At 44.0% G+C, this 18,080-nt stretch carries 15 protein-coding genes; 9 read left to right on the forward strand and 6 right to left on the reverse strand.

The window, feature by feature from the left end:
• The first annotated feature begins 387 nt into the window (after positions 1-387).
• Together JMX07_RS05260 and JMX07_RS05265 are read left to right on the forward strand one after the other, a co-directional pair.
• Positions 388-2,568 carry a TonB-dependent siderophore receptor gene (locus JMX07_RS05260; protein WP_201606710.1) on the forward strand — a complete coding sequence of 727 codons (2,181 nt, stop codon included), beginning with the start codon at positions 388-390 and terminating at the stop codon, positions 2,566-2,568.
• A 466-nt stretch (positions 2,569-3,034) separates the two neighbouring features.
• Complete coding sequence (locus tag JMX07_RS05265) at positions 3,035-3,781, forward strand: siderophore-interacting protein (protein ID WP_201606712.1); 747 nt, start codon at positions 3,035-3,037, stop codon at positions 3,779-3,781.
• 75 nt (positions 3,782-3,856) lie between these two features.
• Here the strand turns inward: JMX07_RS05265 and JMX07_RS05270 are convergent, their stop codons facing one another.
• From JMX07_RS05270 to hppD, 4 genes are all read right to left on the reverse strand, one after another.
• Positions 3,857-5,263: a Na+/H+ antiporter NhaC family protein gene (locus JMX07_RS05270; RefSeq protein WP_201606714.1), complete on the reverse strand. Its 1,407-nt coding sequence runs from the start codon at positions 5,261-5,263 to the stop codon at positions 3,857-3,859.
• A 103-nt stretch (positions 5,264-5,366) separates the two neighbouring features.
• Entirely contained in the window at positions 5,367-5,708 is a 342-nt protein-coding gene (locus JMX07_RS05275) for a 4a-hydroxytetrahydrobiopterin dehydratase (RefSeq protein ID WP_101204484.1), read from the reverse strand.
• Positions 5,709-5,870: 162 nt separating this feature from the next.
• A complete protein-coding gene (gene phhA, locus JMX07_RS05280; RefSeq protein ID WP_160021802.1) occupies positions 5,871-6,818 on the reverse strand; it encodes a phenylalanine 4-monooxygenase in 948 nt (315 codons plus the stop codon).
• Positions 6,819-6,949: 131 nt separating this feature from the next.
• Positions 6,950-8,050, reverse strand: a complete 1,101-nt coding sequence (hppD, locus tag JMX07_RS05285; RefSeq protein ID WP_101204482.1) for a 4-hydroxyphenylpyruvate dioxygenase — start codon at positions 8,048-8,050, stop codon at positions 6,950-6,952.
• Positions 8,051-8,228: 178 nt separating this feature from the next.
• Between hppD and JMX07_RS05290 the strand changes: the two genes are divergently transcribed.
• The 5 genes from JMX07_RS05290 to JMX07_RS05310 all read left to right on the forward strand — a co-directional run bounded on the left by JMX07_RS05290 (position 8,229) and on the right by JMX07_RS05310 (position 14,040).
• Positions 8,229-9,176: a LysR family transcriptional regulator gene (locus tag JMX07_RS05290; RefSeq protein ID WP_101204569.1), complete on the forward strand. Its 948-nt coding sequence runs from the start codon at positions 8,229-8,231 to the stop codon at positions 9,174-9,176.
• A 157-nt stretch (positions 9,177-9,333) separates the two neighbouring features.
• Complete coding sequence (locus JMX07_RS05295) at positions 9,334-10,530, forward strand: aromatic amino acid transaminase (protein ID WP_101204481.1); 1,197 nt, start codon at positions 9,334-9,336, stop codon at positions 10,528-10,530.
• A 296-nt stretch (positions 10,531-10,826) separates the two neighbouring features.
• Positions 10,827-12,128, forward strand: coding sequence for a fumarylacetoacetase (fahA, locus tag JMX07_RS05300; protein WP_102092728.1), 1,302 nt, complete (start codon positions 10,827-10,829; stop codon positions 12,126-12,128).
• Positions 12,129-12,274: 146 nt separating this feature from the next.
• A complete protein-coding gene (locus JMX07_RS05305) occupies positions 12,275-12,850 on the forward strand; it encodes a VOC family protein (RefSeq protein WP_101204479.1) in 576 nt (191 codons plus the stop codon).
• A gap of 137 nt (positions 12,851-12,987) precedes the next feature.
• Positions 12,988-14,040: a TRAP transporter substrate-binding protein gene (locus JMX07_RS05310; RefSeq protein ID WP_101204478.1), complete on the forward strand. Its 1,053-nt coding sequence runs from the start codon at positions 12,988-12,990 to the stop codon at positions 14,038-14,040.
• 45 nt (positions 14,041-14,085) lie between these two features.
• Here JMX07_RS05310 and JMX07_RS05315 read toward each other — a convergent pair whose 3' ends face one another.
• On the reverse strand, positions 14,086-14,943 hold the full coding sequence (locus tag JMX07_RS05315; protein ID WP_101204477.1) for an IclR family transcriptional regulator: 858 nt from the start codon (positions 14,941-14,943) through the stop codon (positions 14,086-14,088).
• A gap of 176 nt (positions 14,944-15,119) precedes the next feature.
• On the opposite strand from JMX07_RS05315, the gene maiA reads away from it, so the two are divergent.
• On the forward strand, positions 15,120-15,770 hold the full coding sequence (gene maiA, locus JMX07_RS05320; RefSeq protein WP_201606736.1) for a maleylacetoacetate isomerase: 651 nt from the start codon (positions 15,120-15,122) through the stop codon (positions 15,768-15,770).
• Between the two features lie 353 nt (positions 15,771-16,123).
• Positions 16,124-17,302 carry an acyl-CoA dehydrogenase family protein gene (locus JMX07_RS05325; protein ID WP_102092731.1) on the forward strand — a complete coding sequence of 393 codons (1,179 nt, stop codon included), beginning with the start codon at positions 16,124-16,126 and terminating at the stop codon, positions 17,300-17,302.
• A gap of 171 nt (positions 17,303-17,473) precedes the next feature.
• Here the strand turns inward: JMX07_RS05325 and JMX07_RS05330 are convergent, their stop codons facing one another.
• Positions 17,474-17,887: a YadA family autotransporter adhesin gene (locus JMX07_RS05330; RefSeq protein ID WP_201606715.1), complete on the reverse strand. Its 414-nt coding sequence runs from the start codon at positions 17,885-17,887 to the stop codon at positions 17,474-17,476.
• Between the last annotated feature and the right edge of the window lie 193 nt (positions 17,888-18,080).

Here is an 18,080-nt window from a genome sequence, read left to right on the forward strand (position 1 = left end):
AACCTATCGATAATAATGGTATATCTGCTTACAAGACCAATTTTAAAGAGTCTCGAAGCGAGCTAGAATAAAGCCGTACAGTGACGTCGATACAGTGATGTAAAATTCTACTGTAAATAATTGTATTCAGAATGCTGCTGCATAATACGAGAAAAACCTGACAAAAACCATCTTTTAAAATACATCGCACAAAACAGCAAGTCTGCGTGACTTTATTCGAAATACTCTGTTTTTAGCCTCTTATTAATAGTGCAAATACTTCTCAAAACTGTCTCTTTGTAATTTTTAATGATAATAATTATCATTAGTGTTATTATTAGCGTCGTTGCAAATTTGCTTTAACTGTCACAAATAACATTTAATCATTTTAGTCCAAGAGGAAATCTGATGCGGTCTCATCTAACCACTAACGTTATTCGCAAAAAATATCTCACCACAGCAGTACAAATTGGCCTGATCATGGGTATGAGTCACGCCGCTTACGCTGTAGAGACGACAAACAATACTGAAAACGATGAGGCTGCTACACCATCAGCTACCTTGGATACAATTACCGTTTATGCAGATGGTTACCGCAGCACCGGTACCAAAACTGCCTTAGACCCTGAAGATGCGCCTATGAGCTATACCCGCATCGATCAGGAGCTGTTACAAAAGCGCCAAGCAGATAGTGTCAACGCTGCTTTGCGTTATGAGCCAGGCATAAGCTCTGAGAGTCGTGGCACGGTCTCTATCTTTGACGAATACAACATTCGCGGATTTAAGACCTATTCAAACTTTTATGACGGTCTAAGATTGCCTTATGATGGTGCATATAACCTGATGCCCCAAGTAGATATCTATGCAACTGAAGCGGTCGAGGTGGTGAAAGGTTCGGCATCTTCATTGTATGGTTATGCAGCACCTGGCGGTATGGTCAATCAAATCGCCAAAGCCCCTAAGAGTACTCAAGAGAACGAAATCCAGCTGCGACTTGGTAATCAAAACCTAAAAGAAGTGGCCGTCGATAGCACAGGGCCTATCACGGACACCTTGAACTATCGCTTAGTCGCGCTAAAACGCCAAAAAGACGGTCAAATGCAAACCACAGAAGAAGAGCGATTGTTGATTAATCCATCGCTTGAATGGCAAGCAACTGATGATATCTCAATACTTGCCAATCTGTTTTATCAAGATGATCCCGAGATGGTACCTTCTACTCCATTGCCTGCTGTCGGCACTGTCTACAAGGCAAGCTACGGCAAATTGGGTAGTGATGCTTATGCAGGCGACGAATGGAATAAATTTAGCAAAGAAGTATTTATGCCAAGTGTGACCGTAAACTGGGACATCAATGATCAGCTGACCTTTAAACATATCACGCGCTATACCGATGCCGAAGCGCAGCAACGTAATATGTATAATGATGAAGGATTTGTAGAGGGTAGTGATACGATTTTAGACCGTATAGCTTACACAACAGATGAAAGCATGAAAAACTGGACCACAGACAACCAACTGGCCTATAAGTTTGATACCGCCAATACCTCACATAACCTATTGTTTGGTGTTGAGTATCAAGAGACAGACAGCACGGCAACTTATTATGACGCTGGCGCAGATGGTACACCAAACCTTGACTTATCGAATCCAGATTTTTCACAAATCAGCACCGATATTCTACCATTAGATACCTTTAGTCGATACGATGATATCGAACAAAGCCAGCTTGGACTCTATGTGCAAGATGAAATGACGTGGCAAGACTGGACAGTGGTGGCAGGCTTACGACATGATAAATTCAAAAGTACCCTTGATCGAACCGATACATCGAAAGGTGTAATCCCTAGTGAAAAAATGATCAACAATGACGCGTCAGAAACCAGTGGACGTCTTGCTGCTATTTATAACTTTGATAATGGTCTATCACCGTTTTTGAGCTACTCACAGTCGTTTCAACCAGTTGTTGGTAGCAACTTCATTACCAATGAAGCATTTGAACCAACCACGGCCGATCAATTAGAAGCTGGTATCAAATATCTGTCTCCAGACCGTGCGACTAAAGGAACGTTTGCGGTATTTGATATTGCCCAAAAAAATGTCGTGGTGTCAGATTACGTCAACTATACAAATCAAACACAAACTGGTGAAATTGAGTCAAAAGGCTTTGAAGTTTCAGCCAGTCGTATGCTCAATGATTGGGTAGATCTCTCGGCAAGCTATAGCTACACCGACGCTGAGATCACAGAAGAAGAAATTAATCCTGAAGTGATCGGCAATACTCCTGCCCAAATAGCCAAGCACAAAGCCACGCTATGGGCCGACTACTATGCGACAGACAAACTCACTCTCAATGCAGGTGTTCGCTATGAAGGTGGGATGCAGTTAGACAAACAAAATTCAGATGAGCTACCAAGTGTGACCTTAGTCGATATTGGCGGTAATTATCAGATCAACCCAATGCTTGCTGTCGGCGCGAGTATCAATAATCTGTTTGATAAGACCTATGTTGGTGCTTGTTATGATATTAACAATTGCTGGATGGGGCCTGAGCGTGAAATGTCGGTCAGCCTAAAAGCCAGTTTTTAAACCTGATTTTTTGAACTTAGCAAGACGGTTATTAGGGCGTATTGAACATTCGACCATGGCACTGACAGCGACTATTTTTTAGGCGATTCGATGTTAAAAATAATAAGTTTAGTCATTCTAAGCGCTTATTTTTAACGATGAAGCGGCAAAAAAGAGTCCTGTCCCCTGCTTTTTATCGTTGGGGCTGATGCTAAAATTGCCCCATACTGCGTTACAAATCTCGCTAAGGCATCTGCATTATCGTCGCTTTGTGCCTTGTCTGGAACAATTTTAGCGATCAGCAGTGCCTATTTGCGAATGTTCAACACGCCCTAATAAAATCATCCACTTTCTAAAACCATTTTTACCCATACATTTTTAAGATAGTCGATCATCAAAGTAATATGCTAGCCTTACAAGCTATCAGACGACAATAAACCATGCTTTACGCACTATCGTTACATGCTACAAAAGAAGGACATAGCAAATGGCAAAACCTACCCCTAGATTACTCGATGTGATCGGTAGCAAATACCTCACCCCAAATATGTGCCGCGTCACGCTTGGCGGGGCTGGACTTAATGATTTCCCCGTAGATCAAGAAAGCGCCTATATCAAACTGATGTTTCCTCAAGGTGAGGATGCTCGGCCCTTATTACGTACCTATACCGTCAGCGTTCAACGTGATGATGAGATAGATGTTGATTTTGCCTTACATGAAGCTGAAGGCCCTGCATCGACGTGGGCACGCAACACTAAAGCTGGCGATCAGATATTGGTGGGCGGCCCTGGCCCAAAAAAACTCATCAACAATGACGCCGATTGGTTTTTATTGGTCGGTGATATGACAGCATTGCCAGCGATCACGGTCAATCTGGCACAATTGCCTGCCGATGCTCGCGGCTATGCCGTGCTTGAAGTGACGACTGAGGCAGACCAGCAAACACTCAAAAAACCAGATAACGTCGAGATTCAATGGGTGGTCAACCCTCATCCAAATGCAGACAGCAGCCCGCTACTTGACTCGGTCAAATCATTGACTTGGCTTGAGGGACAGCCCGCGGTTTGGGTGGCTTGCGAGTTTCATAGTATGCGAGTATTGCGCCAATACTTCAAAGTTGAGCGCGACGTACCAAAGACGCATCTATATGTGTCTAGTTATTGGAAAGTCGATAGCACAGAGGATCAGCATAAAGTGGTGAAAAGTCAGGATGCCCAAACGGCAGATCAATAAAAGCTTATTTAATGAATATTTAAATGCAAAAGACGCGGCTTATATAAGCCGCGCCTTTTTATAGATCGTCACCTATTATGCTTCGACGACTTTTGCTTCTTTATCCACTCGGCTAATCGTCAGCCCCGTAAAGCCGAACAGCAGTGTTAATAGTAATGACAAATAACAGAAAAACGCATACGGCAAGTACTCTAATACCGGCACCCCTAACGCCTGACTGATAAACACCCCGCACACACTCCATGGCACCAATGGATTAATCACCGTTCCTGCATCCTCAATCGTTCGCGACAGATTCTTCGGATGTAGATGCAAGCGCTCAAACGTCGATCGAAACGCCGTACCGGATAATAGAATACTCAAATACTGCTCCCCGATCAGCACATTAATACTCAGTGCCGACATCGCTGCCGCAAAGATCGCTCGTCCTGATGTCGTCAAGGTGTCCTTAATACCAGACAGTAGTGCTGGCAGTATTCCTAATGCCGTTAATAGACCACCCAAACTCAATGCCAGTATCACAATCGCTTGGGTAAAGAACATACTCTGTACACCGCCGCGCGACAGCATACCACCCACCTCACCCAGCTCTAACGACTCAGCAGGGGCGTAGCCGGCAAACAGATAACCACCCAATTGACTAAAGCTGGGTGAACTGTGCATATAAGTAATGATCAGCGCTGCGGCAATCGTACAGATAATCGTATAAATCGCATTGACCCGAAACAATGCCAATCCTACCAATATCACAAAGGGTAATACCGAATACCCATGCACCAGACCACTCTCTATTAGCTGTCCTTGTAGTATGGTCACTTGACTCAGATCAGCACTGACGGTCTGACCTGAGAATATCCAGAACAAGATCACCGTCAGTATCCACGCAGGTACTGTCGTATACATCATGTTGCGAATGTGCTCAAACAGATCAATACCCACCACCGAGGACGCAATGGTACAGGTATCCGACAAGGGCGACATCTTATCGCCAAAGAACGCACCTGATACCACCGCCCCAGCCGCTATCGCCACATTGGCATCAAAGGCATTACTCATGCCAATAAAGGCCACTCCCAGTGTGGCAGCAGTGGTCAAACTACTACCCAAGGCAATACCAATAATGGACGTCAAGATAAAGGCGGAGATATAGTAATACTCAGGTGAGATCAGCTGAAAGCCTACATACATCAGTGTGGGAATCGCACCCGACATCATCAAAGCCGCAACCATCAGTCCAATAAAGAAGAATAGGTAGATGGCACCGATACCACGCATGACACCTGAGGCCATTTGCGCTTGCATGTCATCAAAGCTGAGTCCTTTATACATACCGATAGCCAGTAGCACACAGATAGCCAATATAAGAGACAGGTGCGGCACCCAGCCAAAGCCAATCATGGTGATGCCCATGATACCGATGACGATGGCGGATATAATAAAGGCGAGCTTGGCACTGATTAATGTGAGGGGTTTTGGTGGCATGACACATCCTTAAAATGCCAGTAAATACTGGCACTAGATTGGGTTTTATTTTAATTTTGATTGTGAAAGTATGATTGAAGTGATTTGCTAATGAGGAAACCTATTACTTGCTCAGTAAGTCATCGGTCTTAGCTGCCATGACGAAATCATTGCGATGCAAACCCTTGATACTATGCGACCACCAAGTGACCGTAGCCTTACCCCACTCTACCAATATACCCGGATGATGTCCTTCTGCTTCAGCGATTTCTGCCAGTTGATTGGCAAATGCCATTGCTGAGACGAAGTTTTTAAATTTGTACTGACGCTGCAATTGCTGAATACCATCCACCTCAATTAGTGACCAATCAGGAATTTGCGGTAATAATTCTTTTGCTTCGGCTTCATCGACTTTCGGTGCGCCAATGCGGCAAGCTTCGCAGCTATTTTGTGATAACGCTGTCATAATAAAATCCTTTTATAGTGGCTGTTTTCGATGTCAGTTTTTAATGGTTGTTTTGATAGCTAGTTTCTAATACTCGTACATCGATGTTGATATAGCTGTATTGCTATCTCAATACTTCGTACTGAAGTGATAGTTTTCATGTTTAATTTTGAATTGACGTCTTTAACGAGTTTTTTCTGGATAGGTCGGCTCAAATAGTCCAAGCGACATAGCTTTTTTGACCGTACCCATAATGTCACTATTGACGATATCAAATAAGGTATCTAATTCATCGATGACATAGTAGATCGGCTGTATCTGATCGATACGATAAGGCGTCCGCAACACATCGAGCAAATCAAACGCTCGGTGCTCAGGTTGAGACTGAGGTTGAGATTGCGGCTTATTTTGAGCGATTGGAAGCTCTTGCGGCGTCCGATCAAGTGCGTAGATCGTTTCAGAAGGTGAGCTTAATATACCGCCGCCATAAATTCTACGATCTTCCACGCGGCTGCCTACTAATCCAAACTCGATGGTAAACCAATAAAGCCTTGCTAAAAACCAGCGCTCCTCTTTGGTTGCACTAAGACCAAGCTTACCATACGTCTCATTAAAGGCTGCAAACGCAGGATGGGTCAATAGCGGACAATGCCCAACGATTTCGTGAAAGATATCAGGCTCTTCGATATAGTCCATATCATCGAATCGACGAATAAACGTCGCCACAGGAAAGGACTTATTGGCGAGCAGTTTGAAAAATTTACCAAAGCTAATTAATGCAGGCACAGCAGCCGTTTGCCAACCTGTGGTCGCTTGTAATACCTCATCGATATCATGCAGCTGCGGGATATGCGTCGTCGGTAAATTTAACTTAGTCAAACCATCTAGATATGCAGTACAAGCACGATTAGGCGTTTGCTCTGCTTGACGTGCCAGCAGCGCTTGCCACATCGCATGCTCATCATCACTATAGTGAATATGACCATTGCTATCTGGCTGGTGTGAGATATAGGGCTGTTTTTTATTTGTCGCGTTAGAATGACTGGACGCATCGTCGCTTTGCTTATTAGTCGCAACGCTATTGGTACCGATGGCAGTATTAAGAGAATCTATCTGTGATAGGCGTTCCATGCCTGTATTCCTTTTATCGCAATGAGAGCATTACCTTTGCAGTATGCTTTTAGGTAATACTCCTATTAAGGACAACACAAACTCCTTTTGTCTTGTCCATTGATTAAACGTGGCCCGAGCATTAGACAATATTATAGGGTTTCAGTCTCTGGCTGACCGACTGTGCCGCGACGTACTTGGTCACGCTCTATCGATTCAAACAACGCTTTAAAGTTGCCTTCACCAAAGCCATCTGCATAATCGCCTTTACGTTGAATAAACTCAAAGAACACTGGGCTACCTAAGATGGTTTCCGAGAAAATCTGTAGTAATAGACGCGGTGCGCCGCCTTCTGTTGTACCGTCTAACAAGATACCGCGCGTTTGCAAGTCAGCGACATTTTCACCATGGTTCGGTAAACGCTCGCTCAGCATTTCATAATAAGCGGCATTTGGTGCGGTCATCAGCGGAATACCAGCTGCTTTTAGCTTATCAATACTGGCAAACAAGTCATCACTGGCTAAAGCAATATGCTGAATACCTTCGCCATTGAAGTGCATTAGATACTCTTCGATTTGGCCACCGCCCTGCTTGGCTTCTTCATTCAGTGGAATACGGATTTTTCCATCCGGTGCTGTCATGGCTTTACTGGTTAGTCCCGTGTACTCACCTTTGATATCAAAGTAGCGAATCTCGCGGAAATTAAAGATACGCTCATAGAATTTTGCCCAGTATGCCATGCGTCCACGATAGACGTTGTGCGTTAGATGGTCGATAACTTTGAAGCCATAGCCGACAGGGTTTCTGTCGATATCTGCAAAGAACTCAAAGTCGACATCATAGATAGATTCGCCGTCTTTATAACGGTCAATCAAATAGATTAATGATCCGCCAATGCCTTTGATAGCAGGCAATCTAAGCTCCATCACCCCAGTTGGCACATCTACTGGCTGCGCACCCATTTCCACCGCAAGCTCATATGCTTTTTTGGCATCTTTTACCCGAAAGCCCATGCTACAAGCACCAGCACCATGCTCTTCAACGAAGTAACTGGATTGGCTTTTTGGCTCACGGTTTAAGATAAGGTTGATATCACCTTGGCGATATAGCGCCACATCTTTTGATCTGTGATTGGCCACGTGGGCAAATCCAAGCTGCTTAAACAATGCGTCGACTGCATCAGGCTGCGGAGAAGCAAACTCGACAAAATCAAATCCATTTAGTCCCATTGGGTTGTCAAATAAATCTGCCATTGTAATTATCCTTAATTTCAATTGGTAATAGAAAATCGATGAGTGGTAAAAGTCGATTATTAGTAAAAGTCTATAAAACGATTAATAATCAATCTTTATTGTTGACGTTGTATTTATATTAGATTAGCTTTATTTATAAGACTAATTGTTTTTTATGATTTATTTATCAGGTTTACTTATGAATATCAGCATTCGCCAATTGACCGCATTTATCAAAGTCGCTGACAACGGCAGTTTTACTCGTGCCAGCGAACAGATGTATTTGACCCAATCTGCCGTCAGTGGATTGATTAAGGAATTAGAGACTGGCCTAGGTATCGTGTTGTTTGATCGCACCACTCGCCAGTTATCTTTGTCAGCAGTCGGACGGCATCTACTACCGCAAGCGCGGCGTATCTTGAATGAGATGCAGCTGTTTGAAAATGAAGCGAGTAGCTTGACCAGCTTGGCCCAAGGTCAAGTGCGCTTGGCGGTATCACAGTTTGCAGCGTCTTCCCTACCTGCTGTCATCGCTCAATTTGCCAAAGAATATCCAAATATCGGTGTCTCGCTATTGGACTGTTCAGCCGAGAATTTGCTTAAGCATATCCAAGATATCGAAGTCGATTTAGGCGTTGGTACTGAGCTTGGTTTTATAGAAACTGAAGATGATATCAGGGCTGACTTGTTATATCAGCTACCATTTTGTGTGGTTATGCCAGACAGCCATCCGTTAGCAAAAAGAGACGAAATTACTTGGCAAGATTTATTAGAAACGCCGCTGATTACCTTACAAGGTCCGTTCCTTGAGCAAGTAACCGCAGAGCTCGATGATTCTATCTCCGCTCACGTTCAACAGGCCCGCTACAAGGTGAACTTTATGTCCACTGCGCTTGAGATGACGCGGCAAGGCTTTGGTATCACGCTGTGTCTGCCCTATATGCCTGAAGTTATTGATTGGGTCAGTGCTAATGGTCTGCTGATGCGACCACTCACTCAACCAGTCAAAATGCGGCAATTCTTTATCTATCAACGTGCTTCACGTGCGCTCTCTCCGGCGACCATTGCTTTTAAGCAGTTCTTGCAAACCTATTTTGCGACTCATTATAACGACCTACATCACTCTGAATCATCGTCTAGCGAATGACGTATAGCATGTCAAATGCGCTTGATAGATGGATAAACAATCTATTTGGCTATTTATTTTATTAATTGCCTCATATAACCCACTCTCGTGTTGAGTTCAGCCGCGATTTGCTCTATGATTTTCGGCTGCTCGATTTATATTTTTATAAGGAAATGGCATGTTTGAACGTATCGATTATTACGCTGGTGATCCAATCTTAGGTCTTATGGAAAAATACTCAGCAGATAGCAATCCTAACAAGGTCAATTTAGGTATTGGTATTTATTATGATGAGAATGGCGTATTGCCTGTACTCGACTGTGTAAAAACAGCCGAAGAGCGTATTGCTGATCCTATCGCACCGCGTCCATACCTGCCAATGGCAGGCCTGCCAGGTCACCGTAAAGGCTGTCAGGAATTACTATTTGGTAAAGACGCCCAGATTTTAAAGGACGGCTTGGTCGCTACTATCGCTACAATCGGTGGTTCTGGCGCGTTGAAAGTTGGTGCTGAATTTATCCACACATGGTTCCCACAAGCCAAATGCTATGTGAGCGATCCGACATGGGGCAACCATATCGCTATCTTTGAAGGCTCTGATGTAGAAGTGGGTAAATACCCGTACTACGACAAAGCCAACAGCAGCATCAAATTTGATGAAATGATTGCGTTTTTTGAAACATTAAACAAAAATGACGTCATTTTGCTACACCCATGCTGCCATAACCCAACCGGTATGGATTTGACTCAAGCGCAATGGGATACTGTACTCAACGTCGTGAAGGCGCGTGAGCTGATTCCATTCATGGACATCGCTTATCAAGGGTTTGGCGAAGACATGGACAGCGACGCTTACGCTATTCGTAAAGCGGTTGAGATGGGCTTGCCATTGTTTGTTAGCAACTCATTCTCTAAAAACTTGTCGCTATACGGTGAGCGTGTCGGTGGCCTATCAGTCGTCTGCCCAACCGTAGACGAAACCGAGCGCGTATTCGGTCAGCTAAATGCGACCGTACGCCGTATCTACTCAAGCCCGCCATCACATGGTGGACGTGTGGTCGATATCGTTATGAACGATGAAACACTACATGAGCAGTGGGTTGGCGAAGTTTATGCGATGCGCGACCGTATCAAAGCGATGCGCCTAAAGCTAAAATCGGTATTAGAAGCTAAAATCCCTAACCGTAACTTTGATTACATCACTCGTCAAAATGGTATGTTTAGCTTTACTGGTCTCACGCCTGAGCAAGTCGAGCGTTTACAGATTGAGTTTGGGATCTATATGGTATCTAACTCACGTATGTGTGTGGCTGGCCTAAATACTAGTAACATCGACTATGTGGCTAATGCCATGGCAGACGTCTTAAAAGACTAATTAGTCCAAGTTACTTAACATATTACTCAATATATAACTTTATAAAAAATAAACATAGATAAGAAAGGCTGAGCGATTGCGCGGCCTTTTTTTGCGCCTAGCATTTAATCAAAACCATCTAGTCAGAACCGTTTAGCTAAAACCCTTTAGTCAAACAACGGCAACAACTTTTCAAAGCAGCCTTTTCACAAAAGACGTTGCAGAAAAAACTTGCAATCCATATATCAATAAATTACATTATACGTAAGTGATTAATTATAACGTAATTCGTAATTTATATTAGCAAGGAGCAAATCATGTCAACGACTGACAGCACCCTCACCTCTTTTATTGATATCGCTGCTGACTCTGACTTTTCTATTCACAATCTCCCTTATGGCATCTTTAGTGAAACCAAAGACGCTGCTAGTGATAGCAAGCGCCGTGCAGGCGTTGCCATCGGTGAGCATGTACTGGATCTATCTGTACTCGAAGCCGAAGGATTATTAAGTTTGAACGGTGGTCCGTATTTTGACCAGTCCACTCTAAATGCTTTTATTGATTCTGGTCGAGACAATTGGACGCAAGCACGTACGACGATTCAGACACTGCTGTCTAGCGACAATGACACCCTACGTGACAATGCAGACTTACAGAACAAAGTCCTGTTTAAGCAAGCAGACGTCACCATGCATTTGCCAGTGCAAGTACCGGGCTTTACCGATTTTTACTCATCGAAAGAGCACGCGACCAACGTCGGCACCATGTTCCGCGATCCAAACAACGCCCTGCTACCTAATTGGACCGAAATGCCTGTCGGCTATAACGGACGCGCCAGCACCGTCATCGTCAGTGGAACTGATATCGTGCGTCCATCCGGTCAGCTAAAGCCTAGCCCTGACGACCGCCCTATCTTCTCTGCCTGTAAGCGCTTGGATTTTGAGCTAGAGACCGCATTTGTCGTTGGTAAAGGCAATCATATCGGTCAGCCAATCGCCGTAGATGATGCCGCTGATCATATTTTTGGCATGGTGTTGCTCAATGACTGGTCAGCACGAGATATCCAAAAATGGGAATACGTGCCTTTAGGTCCATTTAATGCTAAGACCTTTGCCTCCGAGGTTTCTCCTTGGATTGTCACCATGGATGCGTTGGCTCCGTTCAAAACAGCTTGTCCAACACAAGAACCCAAGCCACTCGCTTATTTAAATGAAAAATCGAGCGACAACAGCTTTGACATCAATCTATCGGTTGAATTACTACCTAAAAATGCGGAAACAGCGACCATCATTTGTGAGACCAACTTCAAATACATGTATTGGTCAATGGCACAGCAGCTTACCCACCACACCATCACTGGCTGCAAAGTTGAAGTCGGTGACATGATGGGTTCAGGCACGATTTCAGGACCAACGCCTGATTCTTATGGCTCGATGCTAGAGATTGCTTGGAATGCTACCAAACCAGTCACGCTTGAAGGTGGCGAAACACGCAGCTTTATCGAAGATGGTGACACAGTCATTATGAAAGGCTATAGCGAAAAAGACGGCATCCGTGTTGGCTTTGGTGAAGTACGCGGCAAGGTATTACCAGCACTGAGCTTTGATTTTGATAAATAGTATTTAAGAAATAACATAGATAGAGAAATAGCAAAATAGGCGTGAAAACTCTCATGCAGGCTGATAGGAAGACAAATGCATTCACCTACTCATCGTTATGTGAATACAGCCAAATGAGTGACGCGCCTTATCAAAAGGAGTTTGATATGAGCTTTCAAATTGAGAAAATCCATCATGTGGCTTATCGCTGCAAAGATGCCAAAGAAACCGTCGAATGGTATAAAAAGAATCTAAATATGGATTTTATTCTGGCATTCGCAGAAGATCATGTGCCTTCGACCAAAGCCTTTGACCCTTATATGCACGTCTTTTTGGACGCTGGTAATGGAAATGTCTTAGCGTTTTTTGAAGTACCCAATCAACCTGAGATGGGCTTTGATCCTAATACCCCAAGCTGGGTGCAGCATTTGGCGCTAAAGGTTAAGGACCGTGACGAGCTTATTGTTGCCAAAGAGCATTTAGAAAATGCAGGCATTGATGTCATTGGCGTGACCAATCACGGTATATTCCACTCGATTTACTTCTTTGATCCCAACGGTCATCGTCTAGAGCTGACCTATGACGATCCAACTTCAGAAGACAAAGTATCGATGATTACAGATGCCATTAAGCAAGACATGTTAGATGAATGGTCTCGTACCAAACGCGCACCAGCACACACGCAGTTTTTGCATAGTGATGAGTTGGCTGAAGCACGCGAGGCTGCTCCTGTCGGCGAGTAACTCTCCTGTCATTCTGTTTACTACCTTTTTACATGATCAGTTAATCATCACTTTAATCATAGAAGTGCTAATTGACGACATACCCTAGGTATCAATAAATAGCGAACCCTATCTAACCATCATGAAAGGATTCTATGATGAAAATAAGAACCCCTCTAGGAATACTCTTAGCCGCCTCAATTTCGATAACTGGCTGCTCCAATAACGACCAAGCAGCAGGCGCGTCTACAGATGCAGGTAAAGTGACAACGTTGCGGTTCTCGCATTTCATGACTGCCACTGACAATATAAATACCGAAGCGTTAGAGCCATGGGCAAAGAAAATTGAAGCAGATTCAAAAGGTCGCTTAAAGATTGAGATCTACCCTTCTGCAACGCTCAGCAAACCAGGTGCTACCTATGACGCTACGGCGAAAGGTAGTGTGGATATTGGTATGCAAGCGCAAGGATATACAGCAGGACGTTTTCCTTTAACGCAAATTGTAGAGTTGCCAGGTATCACAAATACCGCACAGCAGCAGAGCTGTATACTTCATAAGCTATATGATGATGGTGTCATTAAAGATGAGTATGAAGACACGCATTTGCTCGCTTTGATAGGGACTGGACAAGGCGCGCTTCATACGGTTGATAAGCCGATTCGCACGCCAGCTGATATGAAAGGTCTCCGTATTCGCCAACCTTCTGCGGTTGCTAGCCACATTATCGAAGCCACTGGTGCTGCACCTGTTGGCATGCCTGCCAGTGATACCTATACCTCTCTGCAGCGCGGTGTCATTGAGGGGCTCAGCTTTACTTGGCAACCCATTCAAGCGTTTCGCCTTGATGAGCTGATCAATACGCACACCAACATTCCTTTTTATAATTCCACCTTTGTGATTAGCATGAACAAAGAGAAATACAACAGCTTGCCTGATGACCTCAAAAAAGTGATTGATGATAATTCTGGCGCAGAGCTGGCAGCGCATATCTCTAAAGTATTTGACGTCAGCAATGCCAAAGCAATGGCCGCTGCCAAAGAAAAAGGCGATATTATGATTGATATTCCTGATCCACTCAACGACCCAGATTGGAGAGGCCCATTAATGGAGGGCTCTCAGCATTACCTAGATGAAGTAAATGCAACTGGTCTAGACGCTGATAACGTATACGAAAAAGCAAAAGCGGCCAGTAGCGCCTGTATGGTTTAAAGGATGAATTGAAGGCACGCCCTAGCTTATAGCACCACATACTGACTAGGCAATTTGATAACGCTGTGCTATCGCCAGTATTTGCTTAACCACGTTATGTTGCTCGCTCATCGGTAACTGCTCTGTTGTTCCAATGATAGTGATAGCATATTCTAGCGGTAAATCTTCACTATCAGTTTTTTCACTACTCGTGGATGGTTTAGTAGCACTATTGGCAAGCTGTGGCAATATAACAGGAATCGTAATGGCGTTAATCCCCATAAGCATATCGCCCGTCACTGTCGCATAGCCTTGAGTACGAATTTTGGCCTGTAGCTGGGTAAAGTGCTGCCACTTCTCGGCCATATCTGCGGCGGTATTACTCGTATGCCATTCAGCTGTGACCAATGGCTGAATGACGGCATCAGGTTGATAACTGGCAAATAACTGCCCTGTGGCCGATGTCGTCAGAGGCATACGTGAGCCGATGCGAGTAATGATACTAATCGGACTGTCTGGCTCAACGGACTGAATAATAATAGGGCCTTCGCTAAACCATTTGGCAATTTGCACACCGCAATTTAAGGTGTCTTTGATTTCATCAGCCACTTGCGTGAGACGTGCCAAAAGATTGTTTTGGTTGAGTCCAGTATGTCCTAGTGATGCCAATGCATTGACTCTATCGCCAAGCCCATAGCGCCCATCATCAAGCTTACGCGCGTAGTTTTTGCGGATGAGGCTGACCAAGTAACGATGGGATTTTGCTGGATGCATTTGCATGGCTTCAGCGATATCTTTTAACATCATAGGCTCATTGCGGTCGATCAGCACATCGAGTATCGACAGCCCAATCTCAAGCGACTGAACCCCACTTTGGTTTTTACTGCTGATAGAACTGTCTACAAGGGTTTTGTCTGCTGGCATGATTTGCTCGATTCTGGTGTGATTGGTTATTTTTAATGATGGTTTGCTTGTTAGTGGTTTGTTCAATAAGGGTTTGTTCAATAATGGCTTGCCTGATCAAATAACACTGAGATACAGATCTTACTTCATAATGTTTATCTTTATAAAAACACATCTACATAAGGACATGAATCATGATGACACTTTATGGCTACTTTCGTAGTAGCACGTCTTACCGTACTCGTATCGCTATGAACCTAAAAGGCTTAGATTACGATGATATCACGATCAATCTGGCACAGGATGAACAGTTAGAGTCTGCCTTTAAAGCCATTAACCCGCAAGGATTAGTACCTGTCCTACAAGCTGACGATTTATTATTATACCAAAGTCCAGCTATCTTGGAGTGGTTAGAAGAGGTCTATCCTGAGCATCCATTATTGCCTAACGATGCTGCTGGACGTATGCAGGTACGCGCGCTGAGCGCCATGATTGGTTGCGACATCCACCCAATTAATAATCGCCGCATTTTACAGTACCTACGCAATGAGCTGTCAGTAGACGAGAAAGATGTGATTGCATGGTGCAATCGCTGGATCAGTGAAGGATTTGCCGCTTTAGAGACACGTTTGGCGGCGGATAACAATCGCGGACAATTCTGCTATGGGGACAGTCCTACTCTCGCAGATTGTTATTTGATTCCGCAAGTCTCTTCTGCTAGCCGCTTCAAAGTAGATTTGAGCGCTTATCCCAATATCGTCGCCATTGATACTCATTGCCGTACACTAAAGGCATTTGCAGATGCCGATCCTATGATGCAACCTGATGCGCCGAAGCGTGAAGCGTGAAGCGTGAAGCCTAATTTAAGACAGTTTTTATAGGATACCTATCTTTATAGAATATTTATCTTCTCAGCCAAATATTAAGTGACTTAAAATTAACACTTAATATTTGGTCTAGCTTTATTCTTCACACCTTCATATTTTCGCAGCTTAATCTCTAACTTTATCGCTTAACTTTGCCTCATTGATTACTATTTATTCAATTTTTACAATATAATTTTTAATATATTCATATTAACGGTTGTATGGTGGGCAGCTGTTGGTTATTCTTTATATAAGCATTTGTCATCTCTCAAATTTGTACTTTATCAGCTATAGAAAAAAGTACTGTCTTATTCATCACAATAAGGTTGAACAATATGAATGATATATCCTCAGCAAAGATAACCACCCTACCATCGGATGCAGCAAACAAGATTTATGCATCAGCAATCATGTTCAGAGATGAAACAGAAAGCGCTAGAAAAATTGCACCCGTGGTGGCCAATAAACTTTCAGAATTTGCATTATTTAGAATGGGGCTGCCTAAATCGTTAGGAGGATGGGCAGGCAATCCAGTAGAAACGCTAAAAACTTATGAGACGTTGGCCAGTGCTGAGGCCTCCGTTGCTTGGATCGTTTGGAACAACCATTTGGCCTGTACATTCGGTCGATTTTTGGACGAGTCCAGTATGAAAGAAGTATATAGCGACCCCTCTCATATTTATGCCAATTCCGCACGGCCTGAAGGCGTGGCACAAACAGTAGATAATGGATATAGGGTATCAGGACAATGGACACTCGTCTCTGGATGCCAATTGGCTGACTGGTTTGTGCTCCGTTGTCTCGTTATCTCCGAAGGCTCTCCTACGACCCTTGGCCCAGGTGCAAACTTAAAGCTATTTTTTATTCCCAAGAAAGATGTAAAAATCATTGATACGTGGGATGTGGGCGGCCTAAATGGCACAGGTAGCCACGATATCGTTGTTAAAGACGCTTTTGTCAAAGAGGCTTATGCAGTTGACTTTGATAGTCCTGTGGCTGTCGATACTGCCTACAGTCGACTGCCTATTGGTTGTATCAATGCTGCTGGCTGTGCAGCTATGGCGCTAGGCGTATTAAAAGCCGCTATGGATGACTTAGTTGATATGTGCCTTGAGAGAGTAACGCCTGGTAAGAGTCCAGATCTACGCGACCGTGCAACGGTACAAGCTACCATTGCTAAGAGCAAAACAATACTGGCATCAAAACGCGCCCAACTGCATCATAGTGTCGAGGTACTATGGGAAGAGGCACAGCAGCAGAACACCTTTACTGATATACAGCTTGCAGATGTATGGGCAGCGTCTTGTGAAGGCGCAAGAGAAGCTCGTGACATGGTATCTGAAATTTACGCAGTCGCAGGCACAGCCTCCCTATATAAAAAGCATAAGATAGAAAGGGCGCATAGAGATATTCATGCGATTTTGCAGCATGGCATTATTCAACCTCACTGGATGAATCAAGCAGGTATGGCCTATGTTGGACTGAAACCGAATGGTGCAATGTTCAGAATATAGAAGCCCTTAATTATAAATAATAAGCGCTTGTGAGACACAATTTACAAGCGCTTATTTTGATTCATCGACATTATTGCTGCATCAATTGTTTATCTTTAAGCCGTAAAAAAGCAAAACATTAGATGTCTTGCTTTTTTATAGTCTACCGATAGCTACAATTGAGAGGTTTTGTTAGTCAAAATGGAAACCTGCACCCACTGCGCCGCCTACGTTTCCTTGAGTATCTGCCGAACCATTTACCTTAATGACCCAGCGACCGTCGTTAGATAATTTAGAGAAACCAATTGCTACAGCACCTTCTCCGTTATAGGTACCGACACCGCCACCAATCAGTGACTTACCTGCGATATAAGCCTGAGGCATTGCCGACATTGCCATCGCGGCTGAAATACCTGCGTTTGCATCGTCTTCTACTTCGTCGATTTTGTAGCCAAGATCGCTCATATTATTATTGAGTCGACTATCAAGCGCGCTAAGCTGACTATAGTTGACGGCGTCTGTCGCTTCGACACCATCGGCGACACCAGTCATACGTTGGTTACCAGCATATAGACCTTGAGACGTCATACTTGGCCCATCTTGCATACTGATGCCCTCACTATTGATAATCGTTGTCCCAACTGTGACACTATCAACGCTGATATTACCGTTTTGAACCGCCCCGGGATTGTCGGAGACTCAACATTCTGAGAGAATACGACAATGAAAAAACAAACCTACACTCCTGAGATTAAAGAACGCGCCGTTCGCATGCTGATAGAAGCGTTGGGCGACTATC

Source organism: Psychrobacter immobilis (assembly GCF_904846235.1).
In the GTDB taxonomy this organism is placed as follows: domain Bacteria; phylum Pseudomonadota; class Gammaproteobacteria; order Pseudomonadales; family Moraxellaceae; genus Psychrobacter; species Psychrobacter immobilis_C.

What these genes read in the sequence shown, in the direction of transcription:
- phhA (WP_160021802.1), bottom strand. Translation starts at nt 6,818, where the DNA reads ATGGAACGCCTATCACAGATAGATTCTCTTAATACTGCCATCGGTACC.
- JMX07_RS05275 (WP_101204484.1), bottom strand. Translation starts at nt 5,708, where the DNA reads ATGACAGCGTTATCACAAAATAGCTGCGAAGCTTGCCGCATTGGCGCA.
- maiA (WP_201606736.1), top strand. Translation starts at nt 15,120, where the DNA reads ATGACACTTTATGGCTACTTTCGTAGTAGCACGTCTTACCGTACTCGT.
- JMX07_RS05260 (WP_201606710.1), top strand. Translation starts at nt 388, where the DNA reads ATGCGGTCTCATCTAACCACTAACGTTATTCGCAAAAAATATCTCACC.
- JMX07_RS05325 (WP_102092731.1), top strand. Translation starts at nt 16,124, where the DNA reads ATGAATGATATATCCTCAGCAAAGATAACCACCCTACCATCGGATGCA.
- hppD (WP_101204482.1), bottom strand. Translation starts at nt 8,050, where the DNA reads ATGGCAGATTTATTTGACAACCCAATGGGACTAAATGGATTTGATTTT.
- JMX07_RS05265 (WP_201606712.1), top strand. Translation starts at nt 3,035, where the DNA reads ATGGCAAAACCTACCCCTAGATTACTCGATGTGATCGGTAGCAAATAC.
- JMX07_RS05270 (WP_201606714.1), bottom strand. Translation starts at nt 5,263, where the DNA reads ATGCCACCAAAACCCCTCACATTAATCAGTGCCAAGCTCGCCTTTATT.
- JMX07_RS05295 (WP_101204481.1), top strand. Translation starts at nt 9,334, where the DNA reads ATGTTTGAACGTATCGATTATTACGCTGGTGATCCAATCTTAGGTCTT.
- JMX07_RS05305 (WP_101204479.1), top strand. Translation starts at nt 12,275, where the DNA reads ATGAGCTTTCAAATTGAGAAAATCCATCATGTGGCTTATCGCTGCAAA.
- JMX07_RS05290 (WP_101204569.1), top strand. Translation starts at nt 8,229, where the DNA reads ATGAATATCAGCATTCGCCAATTGACCGCATTTATCAAAGTCGCTGAC.
- JMX07_RS05315 (WP_101204477.1), bottom strand. Translation starts at nt 14,943, where the DNA reads ATGCCAGCAGACAAAACCCTTGTAGACAGTTCTATCAGCAGTAAAAAC.
- fahA (WP_102092728.1), top strand. Translation starts at nt 10,827, where the DNA reads ATGTCAACGACTGACAGCACCCTCACCTCTTTTATTGATATCGCTGCT.
- JMX07_RS05330 (WP_201606715.1), bottom strand. Translation starts at nt 17,887, where the DNA reads ATGCAAGATGGGCCAAGTATGACGTCTCAAGGTCTATATGCTGGTAAC.
- JMX07_RS05310 (WP_101204478.1), top strand. Translation starts at nt 12,988, where the DNA reads ATGAAAATAAGAACCCCTCTAGGAATACTCTTAGCCGCCTCAATTTCG.